Annotated in this window: 14 protein-coding genes; 13 read left to right on the top strand and 1 reads right to left on the bottom strand. The window is 67.2% G+C overall.

Annotation, left to right across the window (positions count from 1 at the left end; all coding sequences use genetic code 11):
• The 13 genes from GEV05_09650 to GEV05_09590 form a co-directional block, all read left to right on the top strand.
• The coding region (locus GEV05_09650) for an NADH-quinone oxidoreductase subunit NuoC/D (protein MPZ43650.1) at positions 1-768 on the top strand (768 nt) is incomplete at its 5' end.
• The gene (gene nuoE / locus GEV05_09645) at positions 755-1,243 is read left to right on the top strand and encodes an NADH-quinone oxidoreductase subunit NuoE (protein MPZ43649.1); all 489 of its coding nucleotides are present in this window, start codon (positions 755-757) and stop codon (positions 1,241-1,243) included. The genes GEV05_09650 and nuoE, both read left to right, overlap by 14 nt.
• 5 nt (positions 1,244-1,248) lie before the next feature.
• Positions 1,249-2,526, top strand: coding sequence for an NADH-quinone oxidoreductase subunit NuoF (gene nuoF / locus GEV05_09640; GenBank protein ID MPZ43648.1), 1,278 nt, complete (start codon positions 1,249-1,251; stop codon positions 2,524-2,526).
• Complete coding sequence (gene nuoG / locus GEV05_09635; protein ID MPZ43647.1) at positions 2,526-5,363, top strand: NADH-quinone oxidoreductase subunit NuoG; 2,838 nt, start codon at positions 2,526-2,528, stop codon at positions 5,361-5,363. The genes nuoF and nuoG overlap by 1 nt, the downstream gene beginning before the upstream one ends.
• 91 nt (positions 5,364-5,454) lie before the next feature.
• Positions 5,455-6,414: an NADH-quinone oxidoreductase subunit NuoH gene (gene nuoH, locus GEV05_09630; protein ID MPZ43646.1), complete on the top strand. Its 960-nt coding sequence runs from the start codon at positions 5,455-5,457 to the stop codon at positions 6,412-6,414.
• Between the two features lie 214 nt (positions 6,415-6,628).
• Positions 6,629-7,141 (top strand): NADH-quinone oxidoreductase subunit NuoI, encoded by a 513-nt coding sequence (gene nuoI, locus GEV05_09625; protein ID MPZ43645.1) that lies wholly within the window; start codon positions 6,629-6,631, stop codon positions 7,139-7,141.
• A gap of 77 nt (positions 7,142-7,218) precedes the next feature.
• On the top strand, positions 7,219-7,719 hold the full coding sequence (gene nuoJ / locus GEV05_09620; protein MPZ43644.1) for an NADH-quinone oxidoreductase subunit J: 501 nt from the start codon (positions 7,219-7,221) through the stop codon (positions 7,717-7,719).
• 2 nt (positions 7,720-7,721) lie between these two features.
• Positions 7,722-8,030 carry an NADH-quinone oxidoreductase subunit NuoK gene (nuoK, locus tag GEV05_09615; protein ID MPZ43643.1) on the top strand — a complete coding sequence of 103 codons (309 nt, stop codon included), beginning with the start codon at positions 7,722-7,724 and terminating at the stop codon, positions 8,028-8,030.
• A gap of 3 nt (positions 8,031-8,033) precedes the next feature.
• Positions 8,034-9,926, top strand: coding sequence for an NADH-quinone oxidoreductase subunit L (nuoL, locus tag GEV05_09610; GenBank protein ID MPZ43642.1), 1,893 nt, complete (start codon positions 8,034-8,036; stop codon positions 9,924-9,926).
• Positions 9,923-11,407, top strand: a complete 1,485-nt coding sequence (gene nuoM / locus GEV05_09605) for an NADH-quinone oxidoreductase subunit M (protein ID MPZ43641.1) — start codon at positions 9,923-9,925, stop codon at positions 11,405-11,407. The genes nuoL and nuoM overlap by 4 nt, the downstream gene beginning before the upstream one ends.
• Entirely contained in the window at positions 11,404-12,924 is a 1,521-nt protein-coding gene (gene nuoN / locus GEV05_09600; GenBank protein ID MPZ43640.1) for an NADH-quinone oxidoreductase subunit NuoN, read from the top strand. Before nuoM ends, nuoN begins: the two co-directional genes overlap by 4 nt.
• A gap of 134 nt (positions 12,925-13,058) precedes the next feature.
• Positions 13,059-13,316, top strand: a complete 258-nt coding sequence (locus GEV05_09595) for a hypothetical protein (GenBank protein ID MPZ43639.1) — start codon at positions 13,059-13,061, stop codon at positions 13,314-13,316.
• Between the two features lie 249 nt (positions 13,317-13,565).
• Positions 13,566-14,666 (top strand): hypothetical protein, encoded by a 1,101-nt coding sequence (locus GEV05_09590; protein ID MPZ43638.1) that lies wholly within the window; start codon positions 13,566-13,568, stop codon positions 14,664-14,666.
• On the opposite strand, the gene GEV05_09585 is transcribed toward GEV05_09590, so the two are convergent.
• The gene (locus GEV05_09585; protein ID MPZ43637.1) at positions 14,596-15,219 is read right to left on the bottom strand and encodes a hypothetical protein; all 624 of its coding nucleotides are present in this window, start codon (positions 15,217-15,219) and stop codon (positions 14,596-14,598) included. The two genes, GEV05_09590 and GEV05_09585, sit on opposite strands and share 71 nt — an antisense overlap.
• Positions 15,220-15,258 lie beyond the last annotated feature (39 nt).

The following is a 15,258-nucleotide window of genomic DNA, read 5'->3' as shown; positions in this document are numbered from 1 at the left end:
CGCGTGTTCGAGATCATGGAGGCGATCTGCGGCTTTCGCATGCACCCGGCATGGTTTCGCATCGGCGGCGTGGCGGCGGATTTGCCGCAGGGCTGGGACAAGCTGGTGCGCGAGTTCCTCGACTACCTGCCCAGGCGGCTGGCCGAATACGACAAGCTGGTGATGAAAAACCGCGTGTTCAAGGCGCGCACCAAGGGCATCGGCGCGTACACGGTCGATGATGCGATGGAGTGGGGCGTGACCGGGCCGGGGCTTCGCGCCTGCGGATTCGATTGGGATTACCGCAAGCAGCGGCCCTACGGCGGCTTCGAGAACTTCGAGTTCGACGTGCCGGCCGGAGCCGCGGGCGACTGCTACGACCGGGTCGCCATGCGGGTCGAGGAGATGCGCCAGAGCCTTCGCATCGTGCGCCAATGTCTGGACCATATGCCCGCGGGCGACTACAAGGCGCGCCACCCGCTCACCACGCCGCCGATCAAGGATCGCACCATGCAGGACATCGAGACCCTGATCGCGCATTTTCTGAACGTGAGCTGGGGCCCGGCGATTCCCCCCGGCGAAGCCTGCATATCGGTCGAGGCGACCAAGGGCATCAACGGCTACTACCTCGTGAGCGACGGAGACACGATGTCGTATCGCACGCGCATTCGCACGCCCTCCTTTCCCCACCTGCAGATGATTCCCGCGATCAGCCGCGGCTCGCTCGTCGCCGACCTGATCGCGATCATCGGCAGCATCGACTTCGTGATGGCCGATGTCGACCGCTGAGCTCGACGCCGGCCTGACCGCGGACGATGTGAGCGCCGTCCAGGCGTTCGCGCGCCGCTACCAGCACAAGCGCGCCGCGTGCATCGAAGCATTGATGGCGGTGCAACGCCGGCATCGCTGGATTTCCGACCAGAAACTGCGCGAGGTCGCCGCGCTGCTCGACATGACGCCGGACGAGCTGGACGGGGTTGCGACCTTCTACAACCTGCTCTTCCGCCGGCCCGTCGGGCGGCACGTCATCATGGTGTGCGACAGCGTGTCGTGCTGGCTGATGGGTCACGATGCGCTGCTCGCAGCGCTCCAGCAGCGTCTCGGAGTCCAGCGCGGTCAAACCACCGCGGACGATCGCTTCACGCTGCTGCCGATCGTCTGCCTCGGTCATTGCGACCATGCGCCGGCGATGCTGATCGACGACGACTTGCACGGCGACGTCGAGCCGGAAAAGCTCGACGCCGTGCTCGCTGCGTATCGGTGACGACGATGGAACGCCCGCTCACCGAGCACATCCATCCGGGCCGCCCGCCGCTCGACATCGAAGGCTACGAGCGGGTCGGCGGGTATCAGTCCGTTCACAAGGCACTGAAGCAGCTCTCGCCCGAGGCCGTGCTGAAGGAAGTGACCGACTCGAACCTGCGCGGGCGTGGCGGGGCCGGCTTCCCCACCGGCCAGAAGTGGAGCTTCGTGCCGCGCGGCGACAAGGCGCCGAAGCATAAATACCTGGTCGTCAACGCCGACGAGATGGAGCCTGGCACCTTCAAGGACCGCCTGCTGCTCGAGGGCAATCCGCACCAGATGATCGAGGCCGTGGTCGTGAGCGCGTATGCGATCGAGGCATCGAGCGCCTACATCTTCGTCCGCGGCGAGTATCACCTCGCCATGCAGCGGCTCGAGCAAGCCGCCGCCGAGGCGGCTCAACGCGGCTACCTGGGCAACAACATACTCGGCGCGCCGTTCAGCCTGGAAGTGCATGTACACGGCAGCGCCGGGCGTTACATGTGCGGCGAGGAAACCGCGCTCATCACCTCGCTCGAAGGACAGCGGGCGATTCCGCGCGCGAAGCCGCCGTTTCCGCAGGCGAGCGGGCTGTGGGGCCGGCCGACCGTGGTGAACAACGTCGAGACGCTCTGCAACGTGCCGCACATCGTCAATCGCGGCGCCGCCTGGTTCCGGGGCTTGAGCCGCGGGCCGGACGGCGGCACCAAGATCTACGGCGCGAGCGGGCGCGTGCAGCATCCGGGCGCATGGGAGCTGCCGATGGGCACGCCGCTGCGCGAAATCATCGAGGACCATGCGGGCGGCATGCGCGACGGCTACGGCCTGCGCGCGCTCTTGCCGGGCGGCGCATCGACGGCGTTCCTGACTCCCGAGCACCTCGACGTTGCGATGGACTTCGCCTCGGTCGAGAAGGCCGGCAGCCGGCTCGGCACCGGCACCGCGATCGTGCTGGACGATCGCACCTGCCCCATCGGCATGCTCCGAAACCTCGAACACTTCTTCGCGCAGGAATCCTGCGGCTGGTGTACGCCGTGCCGCGACGGACTGCCGTGGACCGAGCGCATCCTCGCTGCCATCGAGCGCGGCGAAGGCAAGGACGAGGATCTCGGCATGCTCGAAATGCACACGCGCTTTCTCGGTCCCGGAAAGACCTTCTGCGCGCACGCGCCCGGCGCCATGGCGCCGCTGGAAAGCGGCCTGGTGTGCTTCCGCGACGAGTTCGAGCGCCACATCCGCGGCCGCGGCTGCCCGTGGAGGAGCTGATGGCGACGATCCATGTCGACGGCCGCGACTATCCGGCCGACCCGGCCCACAACCTGCTGCAGGCGTGCCTGTCGGCCGGCCTCGACCTTCCTTACTTCTGCTGGCACCCGGCGCTCGGATCGGTGGGTGCATGCCGGCAGTGTGCCGTGAAGCAATACAGCGGCGCCGACGATCGCAGCGGCCGCATCGTGATGGCGTGCATGACAGCGGCCGCCGACGGCGCGCGCATCTCGATCGCCGATGCGGAAACGGCGGAATTCCGCAAGTCGGTGATCGAGTGGCTGATGACCAATCACCCTCACGACTGCCCGGTGTGCGAGGAAGGCGGCGAGTGCCATCTGCAGGACATGACGCTCATGAGCGGTCACACCTACCGCCGCTATCGCTTCGGCAAGCGCACGCATCGCAATCAGGATCTCGGTCCGTTCGTGAAGCACGAAATGAACCGCTGCATCGCCTGCTACCGCTGCGTGCGCTTCTACCGGGATTACGCGGGCGGGCGCGATCTCGACGTCCACGCCGCGCGCAACGACGTGTATTTCGGACGGCACGAGGACGGAACCCTGGAGAACGAGTTCAGCGGCAACCTGGTGGAAGTCTGCCCCACGGGCGTTTTCACCGACAAGACGCTTTCCAACGTGTACGTGCGCAAGTGGGACATGGAGGGCGCGCCGTCCGTATGCGTGCACTGCGGCCTGGGCTGCAACACGATTGCCAACGCGCGCGACGGCGAGCTGCGACGCATTCTCAACCGCTACAACGGCGAGGTGAACGGCTACTTCCTCTGCGACCGCGGCCGTTTCGGCTACGGCTTCGTCAATGCCGAGTCGCGCATCCGCAGGCCGCTCCTCGCGCAAGGCGAGGTGGCCGAAGCGGTGACGGGCGAGGCGGCGCTCGAGGGGCTCGCAGACCTGCTGCGAACCGGGCATGCGATCGGCATCGGCTCGCCGCGCGCATCGCTCGAATCGAACTTCGCGCTGCGCGAGCTGGTCGGCCCGGAGCGCTTCCATGCCGGCATGTCGGACATCGAGTGCCGGCTGCTCTCGGTGATTCTTGACATCCTGCGTGCCGCACCCGCGCCGGTCGCGTCGCTGCGGGAAGCCGAGGCATGCGATGCGGTGTTCGTGCTGGGCGAGGACGTCTGCGACACGGCACCCCGGCTCGCGCTCGCCCTGCGCCAGGCCGTGCGGCAGAAGTCGATCGCGGTCGCAGCCGCGCAACGGGTGCCGTCGTGGCAGGATGCGGCGGTGCGCGACGCGGGTCGCGACAACCCGGGCCCGCTCGTTCTCGCAACGCCGCTGCCGACGCGCCTGGACGACATCGCGACGCAACGCGTTCGCGCCGCACCCGACGACATCGCACGGCTCGGCTTCGCGGTCGCGCACGCGATCGATGCGACCGCGCCGGAGGTTCCTAACCTGTCGGGTGAAATGCGCGACGCAGCGGCCCGGATTGCGCAGCAGCTTGCAGGTGCCGCGCGGCCGCTGGTCGTCTCGGGCGTCGCTTCGGGCAGCGAAGCGGTGCTGCGCGCTCTGGCGAGCGTGGCACGGGCACTGCGTGCGACCGGACGCGAAGCGCGCATCTCGCTCACCGTGCCGGAGTGCAACAGCCTGGGGCTGGCGCTGATGGGCGGCGCACCGCTCGGCGCCGCGCTGGATGCGCTGCGCTTCGGCCGCACGCGCACCGTGGTCGTGCTCGAGAACGATCTCTTCCGGCGCGCGGACCATCCGAGCGTGGCAGCGGCGCTCGGCGTCGCGGAGCATGTCATCGCCCTGGATCACACGCTGAACGAGACCGTGCGCCATGCGCAAATCTTTCTGCCTGCCGCAACCTTTGCAGAAGCGGACGGTACGCTCGTCAACAACGAAGGGCGTGCGCAGCGCTTTTTCCAGGTGCTCTTCCCGGCAGACGAGGTTACCGAAAGCTGGCGCTGGCTCGACCGCGTCGCCGCTGCGGTGAACCGCAGCGAGCCGCGCTGGCGGACGCTCGACGACGTCATCGCCGCGCTCGGTCAGGCGTTGCCTGAGCTTGCGCCGATTGCGGACGCCGCCCCGGGCGCAACATTCAGGATCGCGAACCTTCCGCTGCGCAGCGCCCCGCATCGCTATAGCGGCCGCACGGCGATGCACGCGCATCGCAGCGTGCGCGAGCCCATCCCGCAGCGCAATCCGGATGCGCCGTTCAGCAACTCGATGGAAGGCTATTACGGCGAGATGCCGGGTGCGCTCTATCCGTTCTTCTGGGCGCCCGGGTGGAATTCCGTGCAGGCGCTCAACAAGTTCCAGCAGGAAGTGGGCGGGCCGTTGACGGGCGGGGACCCGGGGGTTCGATTGATCGAGCCGCGCCCCGGTTCTTCCCTCACCCCCTGCCCCTCTCCCGGAGGGAGAGGGGCGACAGGCGGCGATCCGGGCGTGCGGTTGCCGTCGGCCGCGCACGAGACGCTCCCCTCTCCCTCCGGGAGAGGGGCTGGGGGTGACGGAGAAGCAGCGGCGATACCGCCCGCATTCGCTCGGCGTGAAAGCGAGCGGCTAGTGATCGCACGCTACCCGATCTTCGGCGCCGAAGAGCTTTCCGCGCGCGCCCCAGTCATGGCTTCACGGATCGGCGCGGCTCGCGTTTCGCTTCATCCCGACGATGCGGCCCGCCTCGGCGTCTCCGAACATGGCTTCGTCGAGCTCGAGCACGCAGGCCAGCGCCATCGGGTCGAGGTGGAGCTCGCACCTGCGCTTGCGCCCGGCCTGGCCGCCGTCACGGTGGGGATCCACGGACTTGCCTGGATGCCGCTCCCCACGTGGATGACGATCCGCCGGGCGCCCAGCGAGGAAAAGCAGCGATGAATGCGCCGGCCATGAGGCAGTGCGTGTGCGGCATCCTGGCGGCGCTGCTGCTGATCACCGTCGTGCTGACCGCAGACGAGGAAGCGCGGCGATGAGCGCGCTCGGCATGGGACTGCTAAACGTGTTCGGCATCCTGGGGGCGCTGCTGATGCTCGCCGCGGTGCTGACCTGGGTCGAGCGGCGGCTGCTCGGCTTCTGGCAGGACCGCTACGGACCGAACCGGGTCGGCTATTTCGGCACGCTGCAGATCGTGGCCGACATGATCAAGATCCTGTTCAAGCAGGACTGGGTGCCGCCGTTTGCGCAGCGGCGCATCTTCGTGCTCGCGCCGGCCATCGTCATGGTCGCGGTGTTCTTCGCATTCGGCGTGATTCCTGTAACACCCTCGATCGGCATCGCGGGCGACCTCAACATCGGCCTGCTTTTTTTCCTCGCCATGAGCTCGCTCTCGGTCTACAGCGTCATCCTGGCGGGCTGGGCCTCCAACAGCAAGTATTCGCTGCTGGGCGGGATGCGCGCGGCCGCGCAGATGCTGAGCTACGAGGTGTTCATGGGGCTGTCGCTGATCGGCGTGGTTGCGCTCGCCGGTTCGTTCAGCCTGGCCGAGATCGTCGAGGCGCAGCGCGGGCTCTGGTACATCGTGCCGCAGTTTCTGGGCTTCGTCGTCTTCTTCATCGCGGGCATCGCCGAAACCCACCGTCTTCCCTTCGACCTGCCCGAGGGCGAGAACGAGCTTGGCGCCGGCTTCCACACCGAATACTCGGGCATGAAGTTCGGCATGTTCTTCGTCGGCGAGTATGCCGGCATCGTGCTGGTCTCGGCGATGATCACCACGCTCTTCCTCGGCGGCTGGTACGGGCCGTGGCTTCCGCCACTCGCGTGGTTTCTTCTCAAGACGCTCGCTTTCGTCGCCTTCTTCGTGCTGCTGCGCGCGGCGCTGCCGCGGCTGCGCTACGACCAGCTGATGGCGTACGGCTGGAAGGTCATGCTGCCGCTCACGCTGGTGAACCTGCTGGCCACCGGGGCGATCGTGGTCGCGCGGGCAACGTAAGGAGAGGCGGAATGTTGGGTTCGATATTTCCCTCACCCCCTGCCCCTCCCTTGCAGGGCGCGCATCGGCATGCAGGCCGATGCCGTTCGGCCGGCGCGGACCATGGTCCGCGAATTCCCGACCTCACCCCGGAGGGAGAGGGGAGTGTTCGCCGCCCTGCGCTTCCGGAGGGATCTTCCGCACTCTCGGAAAGAGTCGGGATCGGGAGACAGTCATGCTGAGCATCCTCAGAACGCTGTGGCTCACGTTCCTGCATCTCTTCCGGCGCCGCGAGACCATCCGCTATCCGGAAGAGAAGCCGTATCTGCCGCCACGCTTTCGTGGCCGCATCGTGCTCTCGCGCGATCCCGACGGGGAAGAACGCTGCGTGTCGTGTTACCTGTGCGCGGTGGCTTGCCCGGTCGACTGCATCTCGCTGCAGAAGACCGAGGAGAACGGACGCTGGTATCCCGAGTACTTTCGCATCAACTTCTCGCGCTGCATCTTCTGCGGCTACTGCGAGGAAGCCTGTCCCACCTATGCCATCCAGCTCACGCCCGACTTCGAGATGAGCGAATACGAGCGACCGAACCTGATCTACGAAAAGGAAGATCTGCTCATCAGCGGCACCGGCAAGTATCCCGGCTACAGCTTCTACCGTGTCTCGGGGCCCGCCATCCCGGGCAAGGACAAGGGCGAGGCGCAGGCCGAGGAGCCTCCGGTCGACACCCGGAGCCTGCTGCCCTGACATGAACGCGATCTTCGATCTCTCGGCTCCGATCAGCCACGAAGCGCTTGCGCCAGACCAAGGTCTGCTGCCCTGACATGGACACGATCTTCTATCTCTCGGCCGCGATCGCCGTCGTGGCGACCTTCATGGTCGTCACCCGCACCCACGCCGTGCACGCCCTGCTCTATCTCGTGGTGTCGCTGCTGGCGATCGCGCTCGTGTTCTACACACTCGGCGCGCCGTTCGCGGCCGCGCTCGAGGTCATCGTCTATGCCGGCGCCATCGTCGTGCTGTTCGTGTTCGTCGTGATGATGCTGGGCCTGGGCAATGACGCAACGCGGGCGGGCACGTCGTGGGCGCATCCGGCAGGCTGGCTCGGTCCGGCATTGCTTGCGATGGTGCTGGCGGCCGAGCTCGGCTACGCGCTGTTCGCGACCGGCGATGGGAACGCTGCTCCGGAGCGAGTGATCGAGGCCAAGGAGGTGGGAATCCGGCTCTTCGGCCCATACCTGCTGGCAGTGGAGCTCGCCTCGCTGCTGCTGCTCGCGGCGCTCGTGGCCGCCTACCACGTCGGGCGCCGACCGAGGGAGCGCTGACGATGGCCGCGATACCGCTCGATCACGTCTTACTACTCGCGGTCGTATTGTTCGTGCTCGGGCTGGCCGGCGTGCTGATGCGGCGCAATCTCATCTTCATGTTGATGAGCATCGAAGTGATGCTGAACGCGGCCGGCCTCGCGTTCATCGCCGCGGGCGCGCGTTGGGGGCAGGCCGACGGCCAGATCATGTTCATGCTGGTGCTCGCGCTCGCCGCTGCGGAAGTCTCGGTGGGCTTGGCGCTCGTGCTGCAGATCCATCGGCGGCTGCCGAACCTGGACGCCGACGCCGCCAACGCGCTCGAGGGCTGACGCATGTTGCAGCTGCTCTGGCTCGTGCCCGCACTTCCGCTCGCCGGATTCCTGCTGCTGTTCGCGACGGGCGGGCGCTTGCCCAAGGGGGCGGTCACCGCGATCGCGCTGGCGACGACCGGCCTCTCCGCCCTGATTGCAATGATCGTTGCGGGCGAATTTCTCGCCGCACCGCCCGAGGGTGAGGCGTATCGGCAAGTGTTGTGGACCTGGATCGGTGTGGGCGACTTCACTGCGCAGATCGCGCTTCGGCTCGATGCGCTGTCGGTGCTGATGATGTTCGTCGTCACCTTCGTGGGCTTCCTCATCCATCTCTACTCGACCGGGTTCATGGCGCAAGACGACGGCTACAGCCGCTTCTTCGCCTACATGAACCTGTTCGTCGCCGCGATGCTCCTGCTCGTGCTCGCCGACAACATGCTGCTGCTCTATCTCGGCTGGGAGGGGGTCGGCCTGTGCAGCTATCTGCTGATCGGGTTCTGGTACCGCGATCCGGCCAACGGCTACGCCGCGCGCAAGGCATTCGTGGTCACCCGCGTCGGCGACACCGCGATGGCGATCGGCCTCATCCTGCTCTTCGTCGAGCTGGGTACCCTGGACATCCAGCCGCTCATGGATCGAGCCCAGGCGACGTGGCCGGTCGGATCGCCGCTGGCGACGCTCGCCGCGGCGCTGCTGCTCGGTGGCGCCGTCGGCAAGTCCGCGCAACTGCCCCTGCAAACCTGGCTTCCCGACGCGATGGCCGGTCCGACGCCGGTGTCGGCGCTCATCCATGCCGCAACCATGGTGACCGCAGGGGTCTATCTGATCGCACGTACTCATGTGCTATTTCAGCTCGCGCCCGCCGTGCAGCTCGCGGTCGCCGTCATCGGCGCAACAACCCTGCTGCTCGCCGCCTTCAGCGCACTCAACCAGCACGACTTGAAGCGCATTCTCGCCTACTCGACCATGAGCCAGATCGGTTACATGTTCCTGGCCCTCGGCGTGGGCGCCTGGAGCGCTGCCATGCTCCACTTCATGACGCACGCGTTCTTCAAGGCGCTGCTGTTCCTCGCCGCCGGCGCGGTCATGATGCGCGTGGCCGACGAGCACGACATCTTCCGCATGGGCGGGCTGCGGCGCGACATGCCGCTGGTCTACTGGACCTTCCTTGCCGGCGCGGCGGCCCTGGCCGCACTTCCGCTCGTCACCTCCGGCTTCTACAGCAAGGACATGATCCTGTGGGCGGCGTGGAATTTCCAACCGGGCGGCCGGATCCTGTGGACGGCCGGATTCGTCGGGGCGATCCTCACCGCGTTCTATATCTTCCGCGCGTTCTTCGTCGTCTTTCACGGTGAGCAGCACACGCTGCCGGTCGGCACCACCCATTGGCGCATCGGCGTACCGCTCGTCGTGCTTGCCGTTCTCGCGCTCGTCGCCGGCTTCGTCGAAACGCCCGCGGCGCTCGGGCACGTGCAGGCATTCGCCCGCTTCCTCGCGCCGGTGCTGCCAATGGCTGAAGGCGCGTCGGCCGATCGCGCGACGCAGACGCTCTCGATGGCGATCACCGCCGCTGCGGCGCTCGCTGCCGTCTACTGCGCCTATCGGGTCTACTGCAAGGGCTCGCCTGCCCCGGCGCGCTTCCTGCAAAGCGGCGCGGCGCAGACGCTGCATCGCTTCTGGCTGGCCGGCTGGGGCTTCGACTGGCTGTACGAGCATCTCATCGTGCGGCCCTTCGTCTGGATCGCGCGCGCCAACCGCAGCGATTTCTTCGACGCGATCTACGAGGCCATCGCCGACGGCGCGCAACGCGCTCACGTCGGCATGAGCCGAACGCAGAACGGGCGCGTGCGCCGCTATGCGGGCTGGCTCGCGGCCGGTTCGGTCGCAACGCTGGCGATCGCGGTGTTCGCATGATGCTCGCCTGGCTGATCGCCCTGCCCGTGCTGGGCGGCCTGGCGGCCTGGGGCGCGCAGCGCTGGCACGCCGATGCCCCACGCTACATCGCCATCGCCGCGCTCGCAGCCGATCTCGCCCTGGCGTTCATGCTCGGGCTGCACGGAGCCGGCGAGCCGTGGCTCGCGAGCCTGCGCTTGCCCTGGATTCCGCAACTGGGCATCGCGTTCCGGCTCGATCTGGATGGCCTGAGCCTGGTGATGATCCTGCTCACGCTCGGTCTCGGCATCGTCGCGGTCGTGACCTCGTGGCGCGAGATTACCGAGCGCGTGGGCCTGTTCCATCTGAACCTGCTGCTGACGCTGGCGGGCGTGGTGGGCGTTTTTCTCGCGCTCGATCTGTTCCTTTTCTTCTTCTTCTGGGAGCTCATGCTGGTACCGATGTCGCTCGTGATTGCGCTCTGGGGCCACGAGCGGCGCATCTACGCGGCAATCAAGTTCTTCATCTTCACGCAAGGCAGCGGGCTGCTGATGCTGGTCGCCATCCTCGCGCTCGTGCTTGCGCACCGGCGTGCCACCGGCGTGCTGACGTTCGACTACTTCCAACTGCTCGGCCACACGCTCGATCCATCGGCCGCGTTCTGGATCATGGCTGGCTTCTTCATCGCCTTTGCCGTCAAGCTGCCGGCAGTCCCGTTTCACAGCTGGCTGCCGGACGCGCACACCGAAGCGCCTACCGCCGGCAGCCTCATCCTCGCCGGCGTGCTGCTGAAAACCGGGGGCTACGGTTTGCTGCGTTTCGTGCTGCCGCTTTTTCCCGATGCCGCGGCCGCATTCGCGCCGCTCGCCATGACGCTCGGCGTCATCAGCATCCTGTACGGCGCGGTGCTCGCGTTCGCGCAGGACGACATGAAGCGCCTGGTCGCCTATTCGAGCATCAGCCACATGGGCTTCGTGCTCCTGGGCGTGTTCGCATGGAACACGCTCGCTTTGCAGGGTGTTGTCGTTCAGATGGTGGCGCACGCGGTGAGCACCGGGGCGCTTTTCATGATCGTGGGCTTTCTGCATGAGCGCATCCACACCCGGGACATGCACGACATGGGCGGCCTCGCCGCCCAGATGCCGCGATTCGGCGCGCTTGCCATGGTATTCGCCATCGCCTCGCTGGGTCTCCCGGGCCTGGGCAACTTCGTGGGCGAATTCCTCGTGCTGCTCGGCACCTTCGCCGTGAACCGGCCGATCGCCATTGTGGCGGCGATCGGGCTGATAACCGCGGCGATCTACTCGCTCATCCTGGTCCAGCGGGCGCTGCACGGCGAGCCGCGGGCGGATCGCAAGCTGCTCGATCTGAACCTGCGCGAGACCGGGGTGCTCGCGGTGCTCGCGATCGTCATCGTCTGGTTGGGAGTCTATCCGCGACCGGTGCTGCATGCGGCAGCCGGCGGCGTGGCCAACGTTCAACAACCCCAGGCGCCTCGCACGGCGCTTGGAGCCGCGCCGTGAACGCCGCCGATTTTCAGGCGCTCGCGCCGCTCATCGTCCTGAGCGTGGCCGCGGTGCTGCTCATGCTGCTGATCGCGGTACGGCGCAGTCACGCCATGGCGGCGTGGGCGAGCGGGATCGGGCTCGTGACGGCCCTCGCCTCGGTCGTCTTCGTTTCGGCGCCGCATTCGGGACGCCATGTCACGCCCTTGCTCATCGTCGACGACTACGCGCTCTTCTACATCGGGCTCGTGATCGTGGCCGCGCTGGCCGTAAGCGTGATTTCGCACGGCTACCTGAAATCGCGCGACCGGCTTCCGTGCGAGGAGTATTACGTGCTCCTGCTGCTGGCGACGCTCGGCGCGGCAACCACCGTAGCGGCCGATCATTTCGCCGCCTTCTTCCTCGGCCTCGAAACGCTGAGCATCGCGCTGCTCGGATTGATCGCATATCCGCACGTGGCCGAGCGTCCGGTGGAGGCCGGCGTCAAATACCTCGTCCTGTCCGGCGTCGCATCGGCGTTCCTGCTGTTCGGCATCGCGCTCGTCTATGCGCAAACGGGGACGCTGAGCTTCGCCGCGCAAGCCGTAGTGCCCGCCGCGGGAGCCGATGCGCGCGGGCTTTATTGGCTGAACGGCGTCGCGCTGATCCTGGTCGGCATCGGTTTCAAGCTTTCGGTGGTTCCGTTTCACATGTGGGCGCCCGACGTCTACGAAGGCGCGCCCGCGCCCGTCACCGCCTTCCTCGCCGTGGTGTCGAAGTGCGCGGTGTTCGCGCTCCTGCTGCGCTACTTCCTGACCGCCGATGCGTGGGCTTCCGCCGGCCCTGCCACCATCCTGAGCATCATCGCGGTGCTGTCGATGATCGCCGGCAACCTGCTCGCGTTGCTGCAGGACAACGTCAAACGCGTTCTCGCGTACTCCTCCATCGCCCACCTGGGGTACGCGCTGGTGGCCTTGCTGGCGGGCGGCGCGCTCGCGGTCGAGGCGGTGAGCGTCTATCTCGCCATGTACGCCGTCACGACGCTCGGCGCATTCGGCGTCGTGACCATCCTGTCGAGGCCCGGAGCCGAGTGTGACGCCGACACGCTGGAGGACTATCGCGGCTTGTTCTGGGTGCGACCCTGGCTTGCGCTGGCGTTCGCGGCGATGCTGCTCTCGCTTGCCGGCATCCCGCTCACCCTGGGATTCATCGCCAAGTTCTATGCCGTAGCCTCGGGCGTCAGTGCGAGCCTTTGGCTTCCGGTGGTGGCGTTGGTGATCGGCAGCATCATCGGGCTCTACTACTACCTGCGGATCATCGTCGCAATGCTGTCCGCGAGATCCGCCGGGACAGCCGCGCCCGCGACAGGGTCGCAATGGCCGGCCTACGCGGCGCTCGCGTTGCTGACCGTCGCACTGCTGGGCCTCGGCGTTTTCCCGAGCCCTCTGGTTGCGGTCGTACGCGCAACTGCCGCAGATTTGGCCGAACGCACCGAGCTCACGCGGGTTCAGCCCGCCACCTCGATGGCGCCGAGCGAGCGACTGCGCCCGCGCTGAGACCAGTGAGACCGGGGCTCGCGTGGCACGCGGATTGCGACTTGAATCCGATCGGACGGCACGTGAAGCTTTCGCCCGCGCTGTGCTGCCGACGCTATTTGCGGAGCGCAACTTTCAGACAAAGGGACGATCCGATGAGCGATCAAACGACGCTTCGTAAGCGACGCCGAATCGGCGCGGATGTCGACGTGCCGGCCGCGCATCCCGGCGCAACCGGACACCAGGAATGGCTCATCGACGTGGCGATCGAGGAATCGTTCCCGGCGAGCGATTCCTCGACCGCGGTGCAGCCGGGAAGCCTCGCCGGGCGCGGCCGAGGCAAAGAGGCTTCGCGACGCGACCGGAGTAAAGCGCCTTCACGGCGCGGCCGCGGCAAAACCGCTTCGCGCTGAGGCCTGCCGAAAGCGGGAGCTTTTGAGCGTAACTTGGTGTGCGCGACAACACGCCACCGAACGAACAACTTGAAGTGACGCGGACCACAGCGTATAGAATTCGCCAGGCAGCCGGTTCGCCAGGATCGTGGCGACCTACCCGAACACGGATCGTCTGGAAGCAATGCAAAGCCCCGCTCGCGCCCTCACCGATTTCCTGCACGCGCTCACATTGTCCAGGCTGCCGCAGAGCACCGTGCAAGCTGCGCAATGGGCGTTGCTCGATACGCTCGGCTGCACGCTTTTCGGCGCACCCGAACCGTGGTCGCGAATCATGGCCGCCGAAATGCTGGCCGAGCAAGCGAAGGGACGCAGCACGATCGTCGGTCATTCGCAGCCCGTGCCCGCACCCGCCGCGGCACTGTGCAACGGCACCGCGGCGCACGGCTTCGAGCTCGACGATCACCTGGACGAAGCGATCGTCCATCCCGGCGCCATCGTCGTCTCCGCCGCGCTGGCCGCGGCCGAGGCGGTCGACGCGAGCGGCGAGCGCTTGCTGCTCGGCATCGTCGCGGGTTACGAGACGCTCAACCGGGTGGGCCTCGCGATGGGCGTGAAGCCCGCGCAGCGCGGGTATCACAAGACCGCCGTGGCCGGTCCGCTCGGTGCCGCAGTTGCGGCTGCGGTGGTGATGCGTCTGCCCGCCGAGCAGGTGTTCACCGCGCTCTGCCTTGCGTGCGCTTGCGCCTCGGGCACCAAGGCGTTCGCAGCCGGCGCAGGCGCTGGGCCGTCGAGCACGTCTACGTGAAACTCTATCCCTGCTGCGCCTGGATCCAGGCGGCGGTGCAGCAGCTCGTCGCCATGCGCGGCGCGCGCCCGCTGCGGCTTACCGACATTGCCGAGGTCCGCGTCGGTGTCTCGGCTTATGCGAAGGCGCAGAACGGCGCCATCGCGCCGGCCGATACCTTCGGCGCGCAGTTCAGCATCCCGTACTGCTGCGCGCTCGCGCTCATGGGAAACCCGGCCGACCCCGCGATGTATGCGCCCGAGGTCATCGACGACCTCGATCGCCGGGCGCTGGCGCGCCGCATCGAGATCGTGGTCGATCCGGAGATGGAAGCGGCTTATCCGCGCCACTACGGCGCTCGCATCGAGCTGGAGCTGGCGAACGGCGAGCGCAAGACCGGCGCCGTGCTCGATCCGCATGGCATGCCGGCGGATCCATGCACGCCGCGGGAGCTGCTGGCGAAGTTCGAAAGCCTGGCCGGAAGGGTGAAGCCGCAAGCCGCGGTCGCAAGCCTCATTGAGACGGTACACCGCGCGGCGGAACTCGCCAGCGTGGCGCCGCTCGGAGAACTGCTGCGCGCCTAGCGCCGAAGCTCGCCTGGGCGCGCCGGCAGCGCGGCACGGCGAAGGCCACGACGGCGAGTCCGAACAGCATGAGAAGCCAATTCGACGGCTCCGGAATCGCGAGCACCTCGAAACCCTGGGCTTGCGGAATGGGCAAGGCGTTTACGCCGACCACGACCCCGGGATCGAAATCGACCGGCCCCACCGGCGCCGCCGGGTCGATCATGAAGCTCACCGTCGCAAGCAACGTATCCGCGCTGTAAGTCTTCTCGGGCAGATAGAACACCGAGCAGGCATTGTTGAAGCACAGCGCCGATCCGCCGTCGGTCAAGCCGGGCGTTTCGGCGAAGGCGACGAAATCCAGTACGTCCGCCACGGGCGCGAGCTCCGGCACGATGTCGATCCCCTCCAGCACCGTTCCGGCGCGTGCATTGACCGTCAGATGCACCGGGTCGCCCGGGAATCCCTTCGTCTCCCCGCCATAGAAGATTTCGGCGTTTGCGCCGAGCGCGAGCCAGCCGATCGCACACAGCAACACGTGTCCGAACGACCGCACGATCCTGGATGAATTCATGTCGCTCACCTCTTTCGGGAAACGGAATAATGGTTCCTG

The organism is Betaproteobacteria bacterium (assembly GCA_009377585.1).
In the GTDB taxonomy this organism is placed as follows: Bacteria; Pseudomonadota; Gammaproteobacteria; order Burkholderiales; family WYBJ01; genus WYBJ01.
The sequence above is the reverse complement of the archived record's forward strand: the minus strand, read 5'-3'. Positions and strand labels throughout refer to the sequence as shown.

Excerpts from the sequence above, each read along its gene's own strand:
- nuoH (MPZ43646.1), top strand. The coding sequence starts at position 5,455 with ATGAGCGCGCTCGGCATGGGACTGCTAAACGTGTTCGGCATCCTGGGG.
- GEV05_09585 (MPZ43637.1), bottom strand. The coding sequence starts at position 15,219 with ATGAATTCATCCAGGATCGTGCGGTCGTTCGGACACGTGTTGCTGTGT.
- nuoJ (MPZ43644.1), top strand. The coding sequence starts at position 7,219 with ATGGACACGATCTTCTATCTCTCGGCCGCGATCGCCGTCGTGGCGACC.
- nuoE (MPZ43649.1), top strand. The coding sequence starts at position 755 with ATGTCGACCGCTGAGCTCGACGCCGGCCTGACCGCGGACGATGTGAGC.
- nuoG (MPZ43647.1), top strand. The coding sequence starts at position 2,526 with ATGGCGACGATCCATGTCGACGGCCGCGACTATCCGGCCGACCCGGCC.
- nuoL (MPZ43642.1), top strand. The coding sequence starts at position 8,034 with ATGTTGCAGCTGCTCTGGCTCGTGCCCGCACTTCCGCTCGCCGGATTC.
- GEV05_09595 (MPZ43639.1), top strand. The coding sequence starts at position 13,059 with ATGAGCGATCAAACGACGCTTCGTAAGCGACGCCGAATCGGCGCGGAT.
- nuoM (MPZ43641.1), top strand. The coding sequence starts at position 9,923 with ATGATGCTCGCCTGGCTGATCGCCCTGCCCGTGCTGGGCGGCCTGGCG.
- GEV05_09590 (MPZ43638.1), top strand. The coding sequence starts at position 13,566 with ATGGGCGTTGCTCGATACGCTCGGCTGCACGCTTTTCGGCGCACCCGA.
- nuoK (MPZ43643.1), top strand. The coding sequence starts at position 7,722 with ATGGCCGCGATACCGCTCGATCACGTCTTACTACTCGCGGTCGTATTG.
- nuoF (MPZ43648.1), top strand. The coding sequence starts at position 1,249 with ATGGAACGCCCGCTCACCGAGCACATCCATCCGGGCCGCCCGCCGCTC.
- nuoI (MPZ43645.1), top strand. The coding sequence starts at position 6,629 with ATGCTGAGCATCCTCAGAACGCTGTGGCTCACGTTCCTGCATCTCTTC.